This is a genomic window from Pseudomonas sp. C1C7 (assembly GCF_013359595.1).
Classification (GTDB): Bacteria; Pseudomonadota; Gammaproteobacteria; order Pseudomonadales; family Pseudomonadaceae; genus Aquipseudomonas.
Genome location: NZ_JABFMP010000009.1, coordinates 27,237 through 43,958, shown reverse-complemented (window position 1 = coordinate 43,958; position 16,722 = coordinate 27,237). Strand labels below are relative to the sequence as shown.

Sequence of the window (16,722 nt, the reverse complement as noted above, 5' to 3'; positions counted from 1 at the left end):
TGCGTCAAATCGCTGACCTTCGTTGCCTGTGCATCCACGTCGGGCTGGTACGCGGCTGCACGGGCGGGTCAGTCGGACCAGACGAGCCGTCCTAGCTCGCTTCAAATAACGCCATGGCTTCGACATGCGCCGTCTGAGGAAACATATCGAGAATCCCGGCACGTTTTAACCGGTAGCCCTGCTTGATCAATTCGACCGTGTCGCGCGCCAGAGTTGCCGGGTTGCACGACACATAAACCAGCCGTTGCGCACCCAGCGACTTGAGCTTGCGCACCACCTCGAAAGCACCGTCACGCGGTGGGTCCAAGAGTACCGCACAAAAGCCTTCGCGCGCCCATTCGGAGTCGGTCAAAGGCTGGGATAAATCGGCCTGAAAAAACCTCGCGTTATGCAGATTGTTGCTAGCGGCGTTCGCGGCTGCCCGCTCGACCATCACCTGCACCCCTTCGACCGCCACCACTTCACGAACGGTTTGCGCCAGCGGCAAGGCAAAGTTACCCAAGCCACAGAACAAGTCCAGCACCCGTTCATCCGCGGTCGGTTTCAGCCATTGCAGCGCCTGGGCGACCATCGCCTCGTTGACGCCGGCATTGACCTGGACGAAGTCCCCGGGACGATACGCCAGCTCCAGGTTCCACTGTTCCAGGCGATAGCCCAGCACCTGATCGGCCTCGACCGGTTGCGGTTCGCCTTCACCGTGCAGCCACAGCTGGGCGTGATGGAACGCGCAAAAATCCTTGAGGATCGTCAGGTCGGCATCGGACAGCGGCGCCATGTGCCGCAGCAACACCGCCAGCGAGGAACCGCTGAACAACTCCACATGACCGAGCGCCTGGGGCTTGCTCAAGCGTCGCAGCATTTCCGGCAGTCGACTCATGATCGGTTGCAACGGTTGTACCAGCACCGGGCACTCGTCGATGGCGACGATGTCCTGGCTGCCGGCGGCGCGGAAACCGACTTCGAGTTTTTTCGCCTTCATGTCCCAGCGCACCGCCACACGGGCGCGACGGCGGTAGGCGAATTCAGGACCGGTCAAAGGTGCGGCCCATTCTTCTGGCTCGACACCGGCGACCTTCGACAACTGCTCGGCGAGCATGCGCTGTTTCAGGGCGAGCTGTTCGTCGTGGGGCAGATGTTGCACGCTGCAGCCGCCGCAACGACCGGCATGGGCGCAGAGTGCCGGACGACGCAGATCGCTGGCCTTGAACACCCGCTCGGTACGCGCCTCGACCACTTTGCCGTGGGCGCCGAGCACGCGCGCCTCGACTTCCTCACCGGCCAGAGCGCCGATGACGAACCAGGTGCGGCCTTCGAAAAACGCGATACCGCGACCGTCATTGGCCAGGCGCTCGATGGTCAGGCGCTGCTTTTTGCCGGTCGGGACTTGCGGGGCCTTGCTGCCGCCGGTGGGCTGGAAGCGCAGGCCTCTTTCATGTCTGGCCATCAGTTGGGCGCGTCGAAAATGCCGGTCGACAGGTAACGGTCGCCACGGTCGCAGATGATCGCGACGATCACCGCGTTTTCAACTTCTTTGGACAGACGCAACATCCCGGCCACGGCACCGCCCGAGGACACACCGCAGAAGATGCCTTCTTCGCGAGCCAGACGACGGGTCACATCCTCGGCTTCGCTCTGCGCCATGTCGACGATGCGATCCACGCGATCGGCCTGATAAATCTTCGGCAGGTATTCCTGAGGCCAGCGGCGGATGCCCGGGATCGCCGAACCTTCCATGGGTTGCAGACCGACGATCTGCACGTTTTCGTTCTGCTCTTTCAAGTAGCGCGAAACGCCCATGATCGTACCGGTGGTGCCCATGGAGCTGACGAAATGGGTGATGGTGCCCTGGGTCTGGCGCCAGATTTCCGGGCCGGTGGTGGTGTAGTGCGCCTCCGGGTTGTCACCGTTGGCGAACTGGTCCAGCACCTTGCCATGGCCTTCGGCTTCCATCCGCTGGGCCAGGTCGCGGGCGCCTTCCATGCCCTGCTCCTGGGTGACCAGGATCAGTTCGGCACCGTAAGCGGTCATCGCGGCCTTGCGCTCGGCGCTGGAGTTGTCCGGCATGATCAGGATCATCTTGTAACCCTTGATCGCGGCGGCCATGGCCAGCGCAATCCCGGTGTTACCCGAAGTCGCTTCGATCAGCGTATCGCCGGGATGGATCTGCCCGCGCAATTCGGCGCGGGTGATCATCGACAGCGCCGGACGGTCCTTGACCGAACCCGCCGGGTTGTTCCCTTCGAGCTTGAGCAAAAGGGTGTTGCTGGTCTCGCCAGCCAGGCGCTGCAAACGAATCAGCGGAGTGTTGCCGACGCAATCGGCGATGGTTGGGTACTGCAAGGTCATGGCGTCATTCGCAATCCAGACTGCGGGGGCGCCTATCATACCGGCAAACCCCGCAAGGCCATATCACGCAAAGTGAGGTGCTTATGGTTTGCAGGAATAAGGTGGGTGCCGATCCCTGCAGGAGCGAGCTTGCTCGCGATGGAGGAAGGAGCACCGCGGGGCGTCAGCTTGCCAACGTTATCGTTGAAGACCATCGCGAGCCTGCTCGCTCCTGCAACGAGATGTTTAAGTTCGCGCGATTTTTGTAGGAAAAAAGATTGAAGTCTTAGGAAGTTTCCTTCAGGTCGCGGTGCTGTTCATGAACTAGTTAGGATCAAGGAGCGCGAGTAGGCTTTTCGACGGGCATTGTATTAATGCAACTGCCCGTCGAAAAAACTCTTACGACGCTTTTCAAGTGTCATTCAAGGAAGATAAAAATGAAGATGTTACTGGCTATCCCTTTTGCAGTTCTGACTCTTGCAGCCAATCAGGCTTCAGCTGCTTGCATTTACATTCAAAACACCTATAGCGGAATAGTACAAGCCAACTCCGCCGTAACTGTTCAAGGCCCTTTCACCATTACCGGTGCGAACGGATGCCAAAAAGCAAATATTGATTCAACAATCAGCGCACTGGGAACAGGGCCGCACCCAGTTCTGGTTATAGAACGACTGGAAGGCTCAACCTGGAAGCATGTTGATGGAGGAATCAATCGAAAAACCGCTTCTGCACTTGGCCCCTTCGGCACTTATAGAGTCCGTCACATTAATGATCACGATGTACCAAGAGGATATGCCGGCACTACGCGCTTTGGTCGATAAGCCTTAGGGATGAGGTGCCCGTACGCCGCGTGTGCGGGCACTGCTAACTCAGGCTTCGATGTTGACGGAAATGTCGCCCTGAGGTGAGTTCACGAAATAGGACAGTGCACCCAGTATGTGATTTGCCTGAGTCAAGTTCCTTGTCAGTTCATGAAACCCCTCAGCTTCCGTTCTTTTATGAGTGAGCCTGTCATCGAGCATCTCGTTAAACAGAGCTACCGCATTGAATTTAACATCAGTTCCGGCAGGAAGACCTGCATCGTCATAGGCCATTCTTCCAGAAGTGAAAAAATGCGCGACCACCCCGCCAATCAAACTGTTTTTGAATAGCAAGGAACCCACCTCGGCGAGTTCCTTGGTACTGATGGAGGTGAAGTCATACTTCTTCAGAGTCTCCTTGATATCTTCAAGTGAGAGTTCGCTGTTCGACTTCAACTTCAACGCATCAACAGCATCATCCACATTTGTCTTGGTAAAGCTGTTGGTCGTCTCGAGAGGATTTTTAATGAGGTAAGGATCCGACCTCATCGATTGGTTAGAGAAGTACACATTCATAAACATCTCCCTGGCTTTTATTATCAGAATAGATATCGCCCCTCAAATAAAGACCTTGAGTACTATATCCAACCAACAGCCTTTAAAGATGTTGCGAATTATCTCAACCCGGCACCGGATGAACCAACAACCGCATATTCATCCGCAACCCGCTCCCGGTGTTCTGCGCCCAAAGCTGGCCGCCCTGCCGCTGCACCGCATTCCTGGCAATGCTCAACCCCAATCCAAAACCACCATCCCCCGGCCGCGAGCCGTCGAGACGCGTGAAAGGCAGGAAGATCCGCTCCAGATCCGCTTCCGCCACGCCGCCACCCTGATCCTCCAGCCACAGGTGCCAGTAATCGCCGTCCCGTCGACCGGCAAGCCGGACGATGCCGCCCTCGGGTGAATGTCGAATGGCGTTGCGCAGCATGTTTTCCAGCGCCTGGGCCAGAGTGTTGAGATGGCCGCGAACCCAGCAGGAGGCGTCCACCGAACACTGCAGTTGTCCGCCCGGCCAGCAGCTTTCGTAGCAGGCATTTTCGGTGAGCATTTCCCACAGGGCCTGGATCTGGATCGCTTCGTCTGGCAGGCGGGTGCGTTCGGTGTCGAGCCAGGCCAGTTGCAGGGTGTCGTCGACCAGTCGCTGCATGCCGTCGACCTCGCGGCCGATGCGCTCGCGCAGAGCTTGCAGATCCTCCTCGCTTTCACTGGCCACTCGCAGTCGACTAAGCGGCGTGCGCAGTTCGTGGGACAGGTCGCGCAGCAATTGCTGCTGCAAGGCCACGGTGCTTTGCAGGCGTTCGGACATGTGATCGAACGCCCTGCCCAGTTCGCCCAGCTCATCAGCCCGGTTGGTGGTGCGACTGGACAGCCGCACGTTCAATTGATCGGCGCGCCAGGCATTGGCCTGCGCGCGCAGATGATTGAGCGGCACCACCAGCAAGCGGTACAGGCCGACGCACAGCAATAAAGTGAAGAGCCCGGGAATGACGCCGTTGGTGATCACCCGCCAGAACACCCGGTAGCGACCGGGCACAAAGCGTTCGGGCAGTTCGATCACCAGGCTGCCGGCGGCCGGATCGTGGGGAAAGGGTACGCGCATCCATGGCCGGCCTTTCTTGTGGATGGGCCAATCCAGGCCTCGCAGAAAGGTCAGGTGCTCGGTGTCTTTTTCCGACAGCCATTGGCTGCTCAGCGACTGCAAATCGCCGCCGATGACGCCCACCCAACTCTTCTCCCGCTGGCGCATGCCCTGCAGCCATCGATCGATGCCATCGCGCTGGTCCTGCTGCCACGCCTGTTCGGCTTCGGCGGCATAGCGCGTCAGGGTGCTGCGGGCCTCATCGGACAGGAACTGGTTGCGCTCTTCCATGTAGCGCCCCCAGGACCAGCTCAGCCAGATCATCAACAGACAGAAGGCCACCAGCAAACAGGCAAGCTTCCAGAACAGCGAGTGCCGTCCCGGCAGATTACATTTCATCGCCGGCACTCAGGATGTAGCCCTTGCCCCAGACGGTGCGCACTTCGCGCTCGGTATAGCCGACGGCCTTGAGCTTGCGGCGGATCTGGCTGATGTGCATGTCCAGACTACGGTCATGGGCCGCGTAGCCGCGTTGCAGGACGTGCTGATAAAGGAAGGCTTTGCTCAGGACTTCATCGTCGTTGCGATTGAGGGTTTCCAGCAGTCGATACTCGGTTCGGGTCAGACCCGCCGCCTGCCCGCCGTAGATCACGTCGAACAGTTCGTCGTCGAAACGCAGATTGTCCACGACCGGGGCGATGGTCACCGGCGTCGGCCATCGATCAAGCGCAACCCGCCGAAGAATCGCTTCGATGCGCACCCGCAACTCGACCATGCTGAAAGGCTTGGGCAGATAATCGTCGGCGCCCAGACGGAAGCCGCTGATGCGATCGGCTTCGGCACCGAGCGCCGACATCAGCAGCACCGGCGTCGAATGGCTCTGGCGCAATTGCGTCAGCACCGAAAGACCGTCAAGACCGGGGAGCAGAATGTCCATCAGCACCACATCGAAGGGTTGCCGGCGGGCGGCGTCCAGTCCTTCCTGGCCGTTCTGGCACCAGGTCACCTGAAAGCCGCTACGGCCCAGATGTTCGTGAACATAGGCACCGAGCACCAGGTCGTCTTCGATGGAAAGGATGCGGGGATGGACGGCTGCGATGGGAGTCATGGTTATCTGCAAATAATTCTCAGTTGGCGATTATTCAAGATTGAGCGGTGCGGGACAAGTCGAGGGGCTGAGCGCGAGTGGAAACTGCCGCTTCGGGCGACGAATGACGCCATCGATTTTTACGAAGATTGCCCGCGTGCAAATCGCTACACTGCGCAAATGGTGCGTGCCGGACGCATGCGCAGGTCTATCGATAGCTGGATGCAGGAGAGATGCGTGCTCACGAAACTGGGAATTAAAGGCCGCGTGCTATTGCTGACCCTGTTGCCAACCAGTCTGATGGCGTTGGTCCTGGGCGGCTATTTCACCTGGCTGCAACAAGCGGACCTGCACGCCCAACTCATGCAGCGCGGCCAGATGATCGCCGAGCAGCTCGCTCCCCTGGTGGCACCGGCGATGGGCCACAAGAACAGCGACCTGCTGGAGCGCATTGCCACCCAATCCCTGGAACAAACAGATGTGCGCGCTGTGAGCTTCCTCGCGCCGGACCGCTCGCTGCTGGCACACGCCGGGCCCATCATGCTCAATCCGGCGCCACTGGGTGATGGCTCGCAGATGCTCAGCCGCAGCGGCAACGATGCAACCCGCTACCTGCTGCCGGTGTTCGGCAAACACCGCAATCTGGCGGCTGACGTCATCCCCGAGGAAACCGACCGGCTGCTGGGCTGGGTCGAACTGGAACTGTCCCACAACGGCATGTTGCTGCGCGGCTATCGCAGCCTGTTCGCCAGCCTGATGATGATCCTGGCCGGGCTTGGTGGCGCGGCGCTGCTGGCCTTGCGCATGGGCCGCACGATCAATCGGCCGATCACCCAGATCAAGCAGGCCGTGGCCCAACTCAAGGACGGCCATCTGGAAACCCGCCTGCCCCCTCTCGGCAGCCAGGAACTGGATGAACTGGCGTACGGCATCAACCGCATGGCCGGCACCCTGCAGAACGCCCAGGAAGAATTGCAGCACAGCGTCGACCAGGCCACCGAAGACGTGCGCCAGAACCTGGAAACCATCGAAATCCAGAACATCGAACTCGACCTGGCGCGCAAGGAGGCCCTGGAAGCGAGCCGGATCAAATCCGAGTTCCTCGCCAACATGAGCCACGAGATCCGCACACCGCTCAACGGCATTCTCGGTTTCACTCACCTGCTGCAAAAAAGCGAGCTGACCCCGCGCCAGCTCGACTATCTGGGCACCATCGAAAAATCCGCCGACAGCCTGCTGGGGATCATCAACGAGATCCTCGACTTCTCGAAGATCGAGGCCGGCAAACTGGTGCTCGACCATATTCCGTTCAACCTGCGCGACCTGCTGCAGGACACCCTGACCATCCTCGCCCCCGCCGCCCACGCCAAGCAGCTGGAGCTGGTGAGCCTCGTATACCGCGACACGCCGCTGTCGCTGGTGGGCGATCCGTTGCGACTCAAGCAGATCCTCACCAACCTGGTCAGCAACGCGATCAAGTTCACCCGCGAGGGCACTATCGTCGCCCGCGCCATGCTCGAAGAAGAGCACGAAGACAGCGTGCAACTGCGCATCAGCATTCAGGACACCGGGATCGGCCTGTCCAACCAGGATGTGCGCGCGTTGTTCCAGGCCTTCAGTCAGGCCGACAACTCGCTGTCACGGCAACCCGGCGGCACCGGCCTCGGGCTGGTGATTTCCAAGCGTTTGATCGAACAGATGGGTGGCGAGATCGGCGTCGAGAGTATCCCGGGCGAAGGTTCGGAGTTCTGGATCAGCCTGAGCCTGCCGAAAACCCGCGACGATGCCGAAGACCTGCCCGGCCCGCCGTTGTCCGGGCGGCGCGTGGCGGTGCTGGAAAATCACGAGCTGGCCCGTCAGGCGTTGCAGCATCAGCTAGAGGATTGCGGGCTGACGGTCGCCCCGTTCGCCAACCTGGAAAGCCTCACCAATGGCGTGACGGTTGCCCATCAGACCGAACAGGCGATCGATCTGGCGGTGCTGGGCGTCACCAGCAACGACATGCCGCCGGAGCGTCTGAACCAGCACATCTGGGACCTCGAACACCTGGGCTGCAAGGTGCTGGTGCTGTGCCCGACCACGGAACAGACGCTGTTCCACCTTTCGGTACCCAACCCCCACAGCCAGCTTCAGGCCAAGCCTGCCTGCACCCGCAAGCTGCGCCGGGCGCTGTCGGATCTGGTCAACCCGCGCCTGCCGCGCAGCGAACCCGGCGAGCCGGTGTCCAGCCGCGCGCCGAAGGTGCTTTGCGTCGACGACAACCCGGCCAACCTGCTGTTGGTGCAGACCCTGCTCGAGGACATGGGCGCCAAAGTGCTCGCGGTGGAAAGCGGGTACGCCGCGGTCAAGGCGGTGCAGACCGAGACCTTCGATCTGGTGCTGATGGACGTGCAGATGCCCGGCATGGACGGGCGCCAGACCACCGAAGCGATCCGTCAGTGGGAAAGCGAACGGCATTGCACGCCGCTGCCGATCGTTGCCCTCACCGCCCACGCCATGGCCAACGAAAAACGCGCGCTGCTGCAAAGCGGCATGGACGACTACCTGACCAAACCGATCAGCGAGCGGCAGCTGGCGCAGGTGGTGCTCAAATGGAGTGGCCTGGCGCTGCGCAATCACAGCCCGGAACGCCCGGGCGACAATCATGGCGGCGCCTATGAGTTGCAGGTTCTGGATCACGAAGAAGGTTTGCGCCTGGCCGCGGGCAAGGCCGATCTGGCCGCGGACATGCTGGCGATGTTGCTGGCATCGCTGGAGGCCGACCGCGAGGCGATTCGCCAGGCCCAAGCAAACCGCGACCACAACGCCTTGATCGAACGGGTCCACCGCCTGCACGGCGCCACCCGTTATTGCGGCGTCCCGCAACTGCGCGCCGCCTGCCAGCGCAGCGAAACCCTGCTCAAGCAACAGGACCCCAAGGCCTTCGGCGCCCTGGAAGAACTCGACCGGGCGATCAATCGCCTGGCGGCGCAGGCGCGGATCAATGCTTGATTCAGGGCAATACACCGGGTGTAAAGGCTGAATAATGTAACCAGGGGATCAGGAGCATTCATGCGCACCATTCTTTTCAGCAGCCAGACCTACGACCGCGACAGTTTTCTCGCCGCCGACTTGCCGGCCGGCATCGAATTGCACTTTCAAGCCGCGCGACTGAGTCTGGATACGGCGGCGCTGGCGGCACATCACGAGGTGGTCTGCGCCTTCATCAACGATGACCTGAGCGCCCCGGTGCTGGAACGCCTCGCAGCCGGCGGCACGCGCCTGATTGCCCTGCGCTCGGCCGGTTACAACCATGTCGACCTCGCGGCGGCCAAACGCCTGGGGCTGACCATCGTGCGGGTTCCGGCCTACTCACCCCATGCCGTCGCCGAGCACGCGGTGGCGCTGATCCTGGCGCTGAACCGGCGCTTGCACCGCGCCTACAACCGCACCCGCGAAGGCGATTTCACCCTGCATGGCCTGACCGGCTTCGATCTGGTGGGCAAGACCGTCGGCGTGGTCGGCACCGGGCAGATCGGCGCGACCTTCGCGAAAATCATGCACGGCTTCGGCTGCCAGTTACTGGCCTATGACCCCTACCCCAACCCACAGGTCGAAGCGCTGGGCGCCCGTTATCTGGACCTGCCGCAACTGCTGGCCGAATCGCAGATCATCAGCCTGCACTGCCCGCTCAACGAGCAGAGCAAACATTTGATCAACCGCGAAACGCTGGCGCATATGCAACCGGGCGCGATGCTGATCAACACCGGCCGCGGCGGCCTGGTGGACACGCCTGCGCTGATCGATGCATTAAAGGACGGCCAATTGGGTTACCTGGGGCTGGACGTGTATGAAGAGGAAGCGCAACTGTTCTTCGAGGACCGTTCCGACCTGCCGTTGCAGGACGACGTGCTGGCGCGATTGCTGACTTTTCCTAACGTGATCATCACCGCGCACCAGGCCTTCCTGACCCGCGAGGCCTTGGGTGCGATTGCCGCGACGACCTTGCAGAACATCGCGGCGTGGGCGGCCGGTAACGCACAGAACCGGGTCGAGGGCTGATCGGCTCAGGCCTTGGTCAGCAGAATCAGCAGTCCCAACCAGGCGAAGCCGATCAGGCGTTGCAGGGCGCTGTGCCCACGGCGCAGCAGGAACCAGACAAAAAACGCCGGCAGCAAAAACACCATGATCTTCAGCCACAGTTCTACCTTGCGCGGGCCGGTCGGCGCGGCAACCGAGGCCGCGACTTCTGGCTCGGCTTGCGCTTGACGCCGACGCCGGAACGCCGCGGGAGTGGCCCGTGGCACGCTCTCATCAGTTGGCAGTCGCCCGAAAGAAAGAGGTGCTTGTTGCGGCGCTGAAGATGGGGTTGCAGCAACCGCTTGCGCGGCCGCAGGTGCGCCGCAATGAATGCACGCAGGCGCCGTTGAACTGATGCGTTGCTTGCACTCGAAACACTCGATTAACGCCATGTCCGTTCCCTGGGGATTGAAAAGCCGCAGTGTGCCATGAGTCGGTCGACCCGATGAACCTGATCGAAGGTCATCTGCCCGCATCATGCTGTCCTTATGCCCGTGCTAGCATGTCGCGCATATTTGGAGGACCCATGGTCGAACACGATTTCCGCTACAGCCTGATGAACCCGCAACACACCCTCACAGAATGCCGCGCCCTGGTGCCGGGACGTTATCAGGTCACCGGCAACGGCGGCTCGATTCGTAATAACGATGTGCTGGTGGTCACCCTCAAGGGCGCCAAGGACCTGTCCATGCGCCTGACCGTCGAAACGGTTCGCCACTTGATCAACCCGCCCGGCCAATGGGTGGCGGTGGCCAGTGGTCCGGTGTTCGGCGAACTGGCGATTCACACCTGGCAGGTGAACTGCGACAGCTGCGCCAAGGAGCTGAGCTTCGAGTTCGCGGTCGACGCCAAACTGGGCGAGAAGGCGCAAAAGCCTGCCGCCACGGCGCGCATTGCCGAGCTGGGCTGGAAGTCTGTCGGTGAGAAGCACCTGTGCCCGAAATGCCAGGAGCCTGCTTGATGAAACACCAGGCTCTGGCCGCGATGGTAGGTGTCGGCCTCATGGGCTGCGCCGCCGAACCGGTGCAATTGCAGCAGAACCGCAGCTACATTCTGGAGTGGATCGGCGATCGCCCGCTGATGGATTACAGCCACCTGACCATCACCCTCGGTGAAGACGGCCGCGCCTACGGCAATGGCGGTTGCAACCACTGGTTCGCGCCATACACCCTCGAGGGCGACAAGCTGACCTTCGGCAAGATCGGCAGCACCCGCAAACTCTGCGCGCCGGCGCTGATGGAACAGGAAAAACGTTTCCTGCAGGCCCTGGAAAACGTGCAGCGCTGGGACGTCTCGTCCATCGAGCAGATGCGCTTCTGGCCTGCCGAAGGCAAGCCGCTGCGCTGGTGGCTTGAAGAGGGTTGATCCCTGAAGCAGACGCAGCCCTGTAGCAGCTGGCGCAGCCTGCGTCCGGCTGCGAAGCAGACGTGAAATCAGACGATGCGGTGTTTCAGGCAAATCTCGCACTCAGGTTTTACGACTGCTGCGCAGCCGGACGCAGGCTGCGCCAGCTGCTACAGGTCCTGAGTCAGCAAATCAATTCTTCGCCTGCAACGCCTCCAGCTTCGCCATCACCCCCGCAGCCGTCTGCTCGCCCATCAACTGTTCGCGCACCTTGCCCTTGTTGTCGATGATGTAGGTCACCGGCAAGGCCTCACTGCGCGGCAGCTCGAACAGCTCGGAAGGATCCTGCGCCAGCACGGTGAACTTGATCCCCAGCTTCTCGCTCGCGCTCTTCAGTTCTTCACCCTGCACGTTGTCGAAGTTGACCCCGAACACCCCGATCTTTTTGTCCTTGAGCTGCTCGGACAGGTGATTCAGTTCCGGAATCTCGGTTCGGCACGGACCGCACCATTCGGCCCAGTAGTTGAGCACCAGCCATTTATCGTCCAGGCGATCGGCAGCGACCTTCTGCCCGTTCTGATCGATCCCGTAGTCGTTACCCCCGCACCCCGTCAGCATCAACGCGCCGAAGATCGCCAATGCCGCTGCCAGTCGCCTTGCCATGTCGTGATTCCTTGTCGAAAAAAGAATACTGCCGCGACCCATTGCCTCCCACGGTTCTGGATTACGCGCTGCACAGTTAGAATAGCCGCCACCTTACACAACATGCGACCCGCTCATGACCGATCTGACGCTTTATCACAACCCGCGCTGCTCGAAATCCCGCGGTGCGCTCGAACTGCTCGAAGCCCGCGGCCTGACCCCGACCGTGGTGCGCTACCTGGAAACCCCGCTGGACGCCGCGCAAATCCAGAGCCTGCTGGGCAAGCTGGGCATCGGCGCGCGGGCCCTGCTGCGCACCGGCGAGGACGAGTACAAAACCCTCAACCTTGCTGACACCACGCTCAGCGAAGCGCAACTGATCGCGGCTATCGCGGCTCATCCAAAACTCATGGAGCGTCCGATCCTGGCCGTCGGTGACAAAGCCGTCATCGGCCGTCCGCCGGAGCAGATCCTGGAACTGCTGCCATGAGCACGCCGTACATTCTGGTCCTGTATTACAGCCGCAGCGGCTCGACCAACGAAATGGCGCGGCAGATCGCCCGCGGCGTCGAACAGGCCGGGCTTGAAGCGCGGCTGCGCACGGTGCCGGCGATTTCCACCGAATGCGAAGCCGTGTCGCCGGACATTCCGGACGAAGGCGCGCTGTACGCCAGCCTCGACGACCTGAAAAACTGCGCGGGCCTGGCCCTGGGCAGCCCGACCCGCTTCGGCAACATGGCGGCGCCGCTCAAGTATTTCCTCGATGGCACCAGCAACCTGTGGCTGACCGGCGCGCTGGTGGGCAAACCGGCGGGCGTGTTCACCTCCACCGCGAGCCTGCACGGCGGCCAGGAAACCACCCTGCTGTCGATGATGTTGCCGTTGCTGCACCACGGCATGCTCATCACCGGCCTGCCGTACAGCGAGTCGGCCCTGCTGGAAACCCAGGGCGGCGGCACACCGTATGGCGCCAGCCATCACGCCGGGGCTGACGGCAAGAGCGGTCTGGATTCCCACGAAGTGGCGCTGTGCCGCGCACTGGGCATGCGCCTGGCAAAGACCGCACAGAAGCTGGAGGGCTGAGGGTGGCCAGAAAGCCGAAGATCCTCCCCGCCATCGAATGGCTCGAACCCCGGGTCCGCGCCATGCGGGTGATCAGCCTGCTGTGTTTTCTCGGCCTGGTGGGATTGCTGTGCATCTACTACCTGCTGGTCGCGGACCTGCACGGCGCCCGGCCATGGGTGATTCTGCTGATCGAGCTGGTGCCGCTGCTGATCCTGGCGCCCGGCATGCTCACCGGCAGCCCGCGGGGGCATTCGTGGATGTGTTTCGTGGTGAACCTGTATTTCATCAAGGGCGCGCTGGCGGCGTATGACCCGAACCGACAGATGTTCGGTTTGCTGGAGATGGGGGCGAGTCTGGCGGTGTTCTGTTCAGCGCTGCTGTATGTGCGGTGGCGGCATCAGTTGAACCGCAAGTTGGCGGGGGAAGGCGAGATCGCTGTCGCCTGACAGAAAAAGATCGCAGCCTTCGGCAGCTCCTACATTGGGATGCGTTTCCCTGTAGGAGCTGCCGAAGGCTGCGATCTTTTCGCTCTTCAATGATTGGCGGTATAGGCCAACATCATCGAAATCTGGCTCATCGGCCGCCCGCCACTCTCTTCATGCCACTGGTTGAACACATCCTGCACCAGCGCCAGGTCGCGCAGACTGCTCGGCACCTTGTCGATGATGTTCTGTGCATTCAACGCCGCAACCACGTCATAACTCGGCACGAAAGTGTCCTTGCCGACCATGCGCAGGAAGCGTGGCGCCGACAGGCCACCCAACTGGCTGCCGCGCTTTTTCAGGAAGGTCCACAGGCCGACGATATCGGTCACCGGCCAATCGGCGATCAACGCACCGAAGCTGCCCTTTTCATGGGCCACGTCCAGCACGAACTGCGCATTGCGCGGCACGCTCTTGAGCTTGCCCAGGTGACGGATGATCCGCGCATCCTGCATCAGGCGCTCAAGGTGCTCGGCGCTCATCAGCACGACTTTTTCCGGGTCGAACTTGAAGAACACTTCCTCGAAGGCCGGCCACTTGGCGTCCACCAGGCTGTGTTTCAATCCGGCACGAAACACCCGCAGGGCCATGGTCGACAGGTAACGATCGTCGGTGATATCGCGCAATTGCGCCGGGGTTTTCGGAACGGGCAGATGGGCTTCCAGTTCAGCCGCCGAACCGAAGCGGTTCAGGCAGTACTCGTTCAGCCACTTGTAATCGCGCATGCCCTCTCCTGAGGAACGGAAGATCTGTGGGGATGAATCCATCCCCACATTGTTTGATCAGAGATTGACGACGTTGACGAAGCGCGATGCCGCGGTTTCGTCGATCCGCAGGTTGGTGAAGTCGAACAGGTTGCGGTCCGCCAGTTGCGACGGGCTCACGTTCTGCAGGCTGCGGAAGATGCTCTCGGTACGGCCCGGGGTCTTGCGCTCCCACTCCACCAGCATTTCCTTGACCACCTGACGTTGCAGGTTTTCCTGGGAACCGCAGAGGTTGCACGGAATGATCGGGAACTGTTTGAAGTCCGAGTAAGCCTGGATGTCTTTCTCGTTGCAGTAGGCCAGCGGGCGGATCACCACGTTGCGACCGTCGTCGGCACGCAATTTCGGCGGCATGGCCTTGAGCGAGCCGTTGAAGAACATGTTCAGGAAGAAGGTTTCGACGATGTCGTCGCGGTGGTGACCCAAAGCCATCTTGGTCGCACCGATTTCATCGGCGAAGGTGTAGAGCGTGCCGCGGCGCAGGCGCGAGCACAGCGAGCACGTGGTCTTGCCTTCCGGTACCAGCTCCTTGACCACCGAGTAGGTGTCCTTCTCGACGATGTGGTACTCGATGCCCAGCTCCTTGAGATAGGCCGGCAACACATGCTCGGGGAAGCCCGGCTGCTTCTGGTCCATGTTCACGGCCACGATGTCGAACTTGATCGGCGCGACCTTCTGCAAATGCATCAGCACGTCGAGCATGGTGTAGCTGTCCTTGCCGCCGGACAGGCAGACCATGACCTTGTCGCCGTCTTCAATCATGTTGAAATCGGCGACAGCCTCACCGGCCTGGCGGCGAAGGCGCTTTTGCAGTTTGTTCTGGTTGACCGTAAGAGTGCCCATGACGCGAAATCCGTGAGGTGTGACGAAAGGCGGGCATTTTACGCAAAAACGCCTCCAGGGCGAAGCATCCTGACGGACCGTATCCCGCGTAGGAGCTGCCGAAGGCTGCGATCTTTTGATCCTGCTTGCGAAAAAGCAAAATCAAGAAATCGCAGCCTTCGGCAACGCCTACAGATGCAACTGCGATTAAGCCCCGGTTTTACAGCGCGATTTGCTCTAAGCCCATGCTCCTTGTGAGGTTAAGTCCTTCCTATACTGCGTCATAAGGTCGCATTCGAATCCAGACCTATGACGTACTTGGCCATTGGCCCGTGGGCGCTCCACTGGGGGGCGACGGTAAAACAAGAGGAGTGACTGGCATGATCCATCACGTAGTGGGACTTTTCACCCACCCCGACCAGGAATGGAAAGAAATCCGTGGCGACCAGGAGGAAAGCATCAGCCACATGTACCTGACTCACACGCTGATTCTGGCGGCGATTCCGGCAATCTCGGCGTTTATCGGCACCACCAAAGTCGGCTGGGTCATCGGCAGCCGCGCACCCGTGATGCTGACGATGGAAAGCGCACTATGGATGTCGATCATGTCGTACCTGGCAATGCTCGGCGGTGTGGCGGTCATGGGGGCGTTCATTCACTGGATGGCCCGCACCTACGACGCCAATCCGAGCCTGGCCCGCTGCGTGGCGTTTGCGACCTACACCGCGACTCCGCTGTTCATCGGGGGGCTGGCGGCCCTGTATCCGCACCTGTGGCTGGGGATGATCATCGGAACCGCCGCGATTTGCTACACGGTTTACCTGTTGTACGTCGGCCTGCCGACTTTCATGAACATTCCATCTGACGAGGGCTTCCTGTTTTCAAGTTCGGTACTCGCAGTAGGCCTGGTGGTGCTGGTGGCCATCATGGCGTTCACCGTTATTGTCTGGGGACTCGGCGTGGGGCCGGTCTACACTAATTAGTTGAAGCTCGACATAAAAAACAGATCTGCCAACACAGGCCGCCGAAAGGCGGCCTTTTAATGCCTGGGCAACAGAAACGGCAACGACCATTCGGCGCATGGCCAATACGCAAGGCCCGAGGGTTGCGGCATACTCGACGTCTCTGGAGATCCATCAAGCATGCCCGAGCAACTCAATACCCGCGTCGAAGACTGTTTCCAACTAGCCGAATCCTTTTTCAAACGACCTTTCAAACGCCCCGTGGTGAGCCTCAAGCTGCGCGGGCAAAAAGCCGGTGTCGCGCATTTGCACGAGAACCTGCTGCGCTTCAACCCTCAGCTGTACCGGGAAAATACCGAGGACTTCCTCAAGCAGACCGTGGCCCACGAGGTCGCCCACCTGATCGCCCACCAGCTGTTCGGCGACCGCATCCAGCCCCATGGCGAGGAATGGCAATTGATCATGCGCGGCGTGTACGAACTGCCGCCCAACCGCTGCCACACCTACGACGTCAAACGCCGCAGCGTGACCCGCTACATCTATAAATGCCCGTGTGCCGACAGTGATTTTCCGTTTTCAGCGCAGCGGCATCGGTTGGTGCACCAGGGGCGGCGGTATCTGTGCCGGCGGTGTCGCCATACATTGGTGTTCAGTGGGGAGATGCGGGTCGAGTAGCAGGCTTTTGTGGCTTGCGGACTGGCCTATCGCGAGCCTGCTCGCGATGAAGCCGG

Annotated in this window: 19 protein-coding genes; 10 read left to right on the top strand and 9 right to left on the bottom strand. The window is 60.9% G+C overall.

The window, feature by feature from the left end:
• Positions 1–91: 91 nt before the first annotated feature.
• Together rlmD and cysM are read right to left on the bottom strand one after the other, a co-directional pair.
• Positions 92–1,444: a 23S rRNA (uracil(1939)-C(5))-methyltransferase RlmD gene (gene rlmD / locus HNO86_RS09750; protein WP_175376793.1), complete on the bottom strand. Its 1,353-nt coding sequence runs from the start codon at positions 1,442–1,444 to the stop codon at positions 92–94.
• Entirely contained in the window at positions 1,444–2,346 is a 903-nt protein-coding gene (cysM, locus tag HNO86_RS09745; RefSeq protein ID WP_175376792.1) for a cysteine synthase CysM, read from the bottom strand. The genes rlmD and cysM overlap by 1 nt, the downstream gene beginning before the upstream one ends.
• A gap of 416 nt (positions 2,347–2,762) precedes the next feature.
• Here cysM and HNO86_RS09740 point away from each other — a divergent pair, with 416 nt between their 5' ends.
• A complete protein-coding gene (locus tag HNO86_RS09740) occupies positions 2,763–3,146 on the top strand; it encodes a hypothetical protein (protein ID WP_175376791.1) in 384 nt (127 codons plus the stop codon).
• Positions 3,147–3,194: 48 nt separating this feature from the next.
• Here HNO86_RS09740 and HNO86_RS09735 read toward each other — a convergent pair whose 3' ends face one another.
• The 3 genes from HNO86_RS09735 to HNO86_RS09725 all read right to left on the bottom strand — a co-directional run bounded on the left by HNO86_RS09735 (position 3,195) and on the right by HNO86_RS09725 (position 5,872).
• Positions 3,195–3,701 carry a hypothetical protein gene (locus tag HNO86_RS09735; protein WP_175376790.1) on the bottom strand — a complete coding sequence of 169 codons (507 nt, stop codon included), beginning with the start codon at positions 3,699–3,701 and terminating at the stop codon, positions 3,195–3,197.
• Positions 3,702–3,804: 103 nt separating this feature from the next.
• The gene (locus HNO86_RS09730; RefSeq protein ID WP_175376789.1) at positions 3,805–5,163 is read right to left on the bottom strand and encodes a sensor histidine kinase; all 1,359 of its coding nucleotides are present in this window, start codon (positions 5,161–5,163) and stop codon (positions 3,805–3,807) included.
• Positions 5,153–5,872 (bottom strand): response regulator transcription factor, encoded by a 720-nt coding sequence (locus HNO86_RS09725; RefSeq protein WP_175376788.1) that lies wholly within the window; start codon positions 5,870–5,872, stop codon positions 5,153–5,155. Before HNO86_RS09725 ends, HNO86_RS09730 begins: the two co-directional genes overlap by 11 nt.
• Before the next feature lie 216 nt (positions 5,873–6,088).
• Between HNO86_RS09725 and HNO86_RS09720 the strand changes: the two genes are divergently transcribed.
• Together HNO86_RS09720 and HNO86_RS09715 are read left to right on the top strand one after the other, a co-directional pair.
• Positions 6,089–8,842: a response regulator gene (locus tag HNO86_RS09720; protein ID WP_175376787.1), complete on the top strand. Its 2,754-nt coding sequence runs from the start codon at positions 6,089–6,091 to the stop codon at positions 8,840–8,842.
• 60 nt (positions 8,843–8,902) lie between these two features.
• Positions 8,903–9,892 carry a 2-hydroxyacid dehydrogenase gene (locus tag HNO86_RS09715; RefSeq protein ID WP_175376786.1) on the top strand — a complete coding sequence of 330 codons (990 nt, stop codon included), beginning with the start codon at positions 8,903–8,905 and terminating at the stop codon, positions 9,890–9,892.
• A gap of 5 nt (positions 9,893–9,897) precedes the next feature.
• Here the strand turns inward: HNO86_RS09715 and HNO86_RS09710 are convergent, their stop codons facing one another.
• Positions 9,898–10,302 carry a hypothetical protein gene (locus tag HNO86_RS09710; protein WP_175376785.1) on the bottom strand — a complete coding sequence of 135 codons (405 nt, stop codon included), beginning with the start codon at positions 10,300–10,302 and terminating at the stop codon, positions 9,898–9,900.
• A 134-nt stretch (positions 10,303–10,436) separates the two neighbouring features.
• Between HNO86_RS09710 and HNO86_RS09705 the strand changes: the two genes are divergently transcribed.
• Both HNO86_RS09705 and HNO86_RS09700 read left to right on the top strand, forming a co-directional pair.
• Positions 10,437–10,871: a hypothetical protein gene (locus HNO86_RS09705; RefSeq protein ID WP_175376784.1), complete on the top strand. Its 435-nt coding sequence runs from the start codon at positions 10,437–10,439 to the stop codon at positions 10,869–10,871.
• The gene (locus HNO86_RS09700; protein WP_175376783.1) at positions 10,871–11,275 is read left to right on the top strand and encodes an META domain-containing protein; all 405 of its coding nucleotides are present in this window, start codon (positions 10,871–10,873) and stop codon (positions 11,273–11,275) included. The genes HNO86_RS09705 and HNO86_RS09700 overlap by 1 nt, the downstream gene beginning before the upstream one ends.
• Before the next feature lie 171 nt (positions 11,276–11,446).
• Here HNO86_RS09700 and HNO86_RS09695 read toward each other — a convergent pair whose 3' ends face one another.
• A complete protein-coding gene (locus HNO86_RS09695; RefSeq protein ID WP_175376782.1) occupies positions 11,447–11,917 on the bottom strand; it encodes a TlpA disulfide reductase family protein in 471 nt (156 codons plus the stop codon).
• A gap of 115 nt (positions 11,918–12,032) precedes the next feature.
• Here HNO86_RS09695 and arsC point away from each other — a divergent pair, with 115 nt between their 5' ends.
• The 3 genes from arsC to HNO86_RS09680 are packed head-to-tail and all read left to right on the top strand — an operon-like array spanning position 12,033 to position 13,407.
• On the top strand, positions 12,033–12,386 hold the full coding sequence (gene arsC, locus HNO86_RS09690) for an arsenate reductase (glutaredoxin) (protein ID WP_175376781.1): 354 nt from the start codon (positions 12,033–12,035) through the stop codon (positions 12,384–12,386).
• A complete protein-coding gene (wrbA, locus tag HNO86_RS09685) occupies positions 12,383–12,979 on the top strand; it encodes an NAD(P)H:quinone oxidoreductase (RefSeq protein WP_175376780.1) in 597 nt (198 codons plus the stop codon). The genes arsC and wrbA overlap by 4 nt, the downstream gene beginning before the upstream one ends.
• Positions 12,980–12,981: 2 nt before the next feature.
• Complete coding sequence (locus HNO86_RS09680) at positions 12,982–13,407, top strand: DUF2069 domain-containing protein (protein ID WP_175376779.1); 426 nt, start codon at positions 12,982–12,984, stop codon at positions 13,405–13,407.
• Positions 13,408–13,493: 86 nt separating this feature from the next.
• Here HNO86_RS09680 and HNO86_RS09675 read toward each other — a convergent pair whose 3' ends face one another.
• Positions 13,494–14,168 (bottom strand): DNA-3-methyladenine glycosylase I, encoded by a 675-nt coding sequence (locus tag HNO86_RS09675; RefSeq protein ID WP_175376778.1) that lies wholly within the window; start codon positions 14,166–14,168, stop codon positions 13,494–13,496.
• Between the two features lie 57 nt (positions 14,169–14,225).
• Complete coding sequence (gene ttcA / locus HNO86_RS09670) at positions 14,226–15,050, bottom strand: tRNA 2-thiocytidine(32) synthetase TtcA (protein ID WP_175376777.1); 825 nt, start codon at positions 15,048–15,050, stop codon at positions 14,226–14,228.
• Positions 15,051–15,409: 359 nt separating this feature from the next.
• Between ttcA and HNO86_RS09665 the strand changes: the two genes are divergently transcribed.
• Both HNO86_RS09665 and HNO86_RS09660 read left to right on the top strand, forming a co-directional pair.
• Positions 15,410–16,012 (top strand): Yip1 family protein, encoded by a 603-nt coding sequence (locus HNO86_RS09665; protein WP_175376776.1) that lies wholly within the window; start codon positions 15,410–15,412, stop codon positions 16,010–16,012.
• 159 nt (positions 16,013–16,171) lie between these two features.
• Positions 16,172–16,666: a SprT family zinc-dependent metalloprotease gene (locus HNO86_RS09660; protein WP_175376775.1), complete on the top strand. Its 495-nt coding sequence runs from the start codon at positions 16,172–16,174 to the stop codon at positions 16,664–16,666.
• The last annotated feature ends 56 nt before the right edge of the window (positions 16,667–16,722 follow it).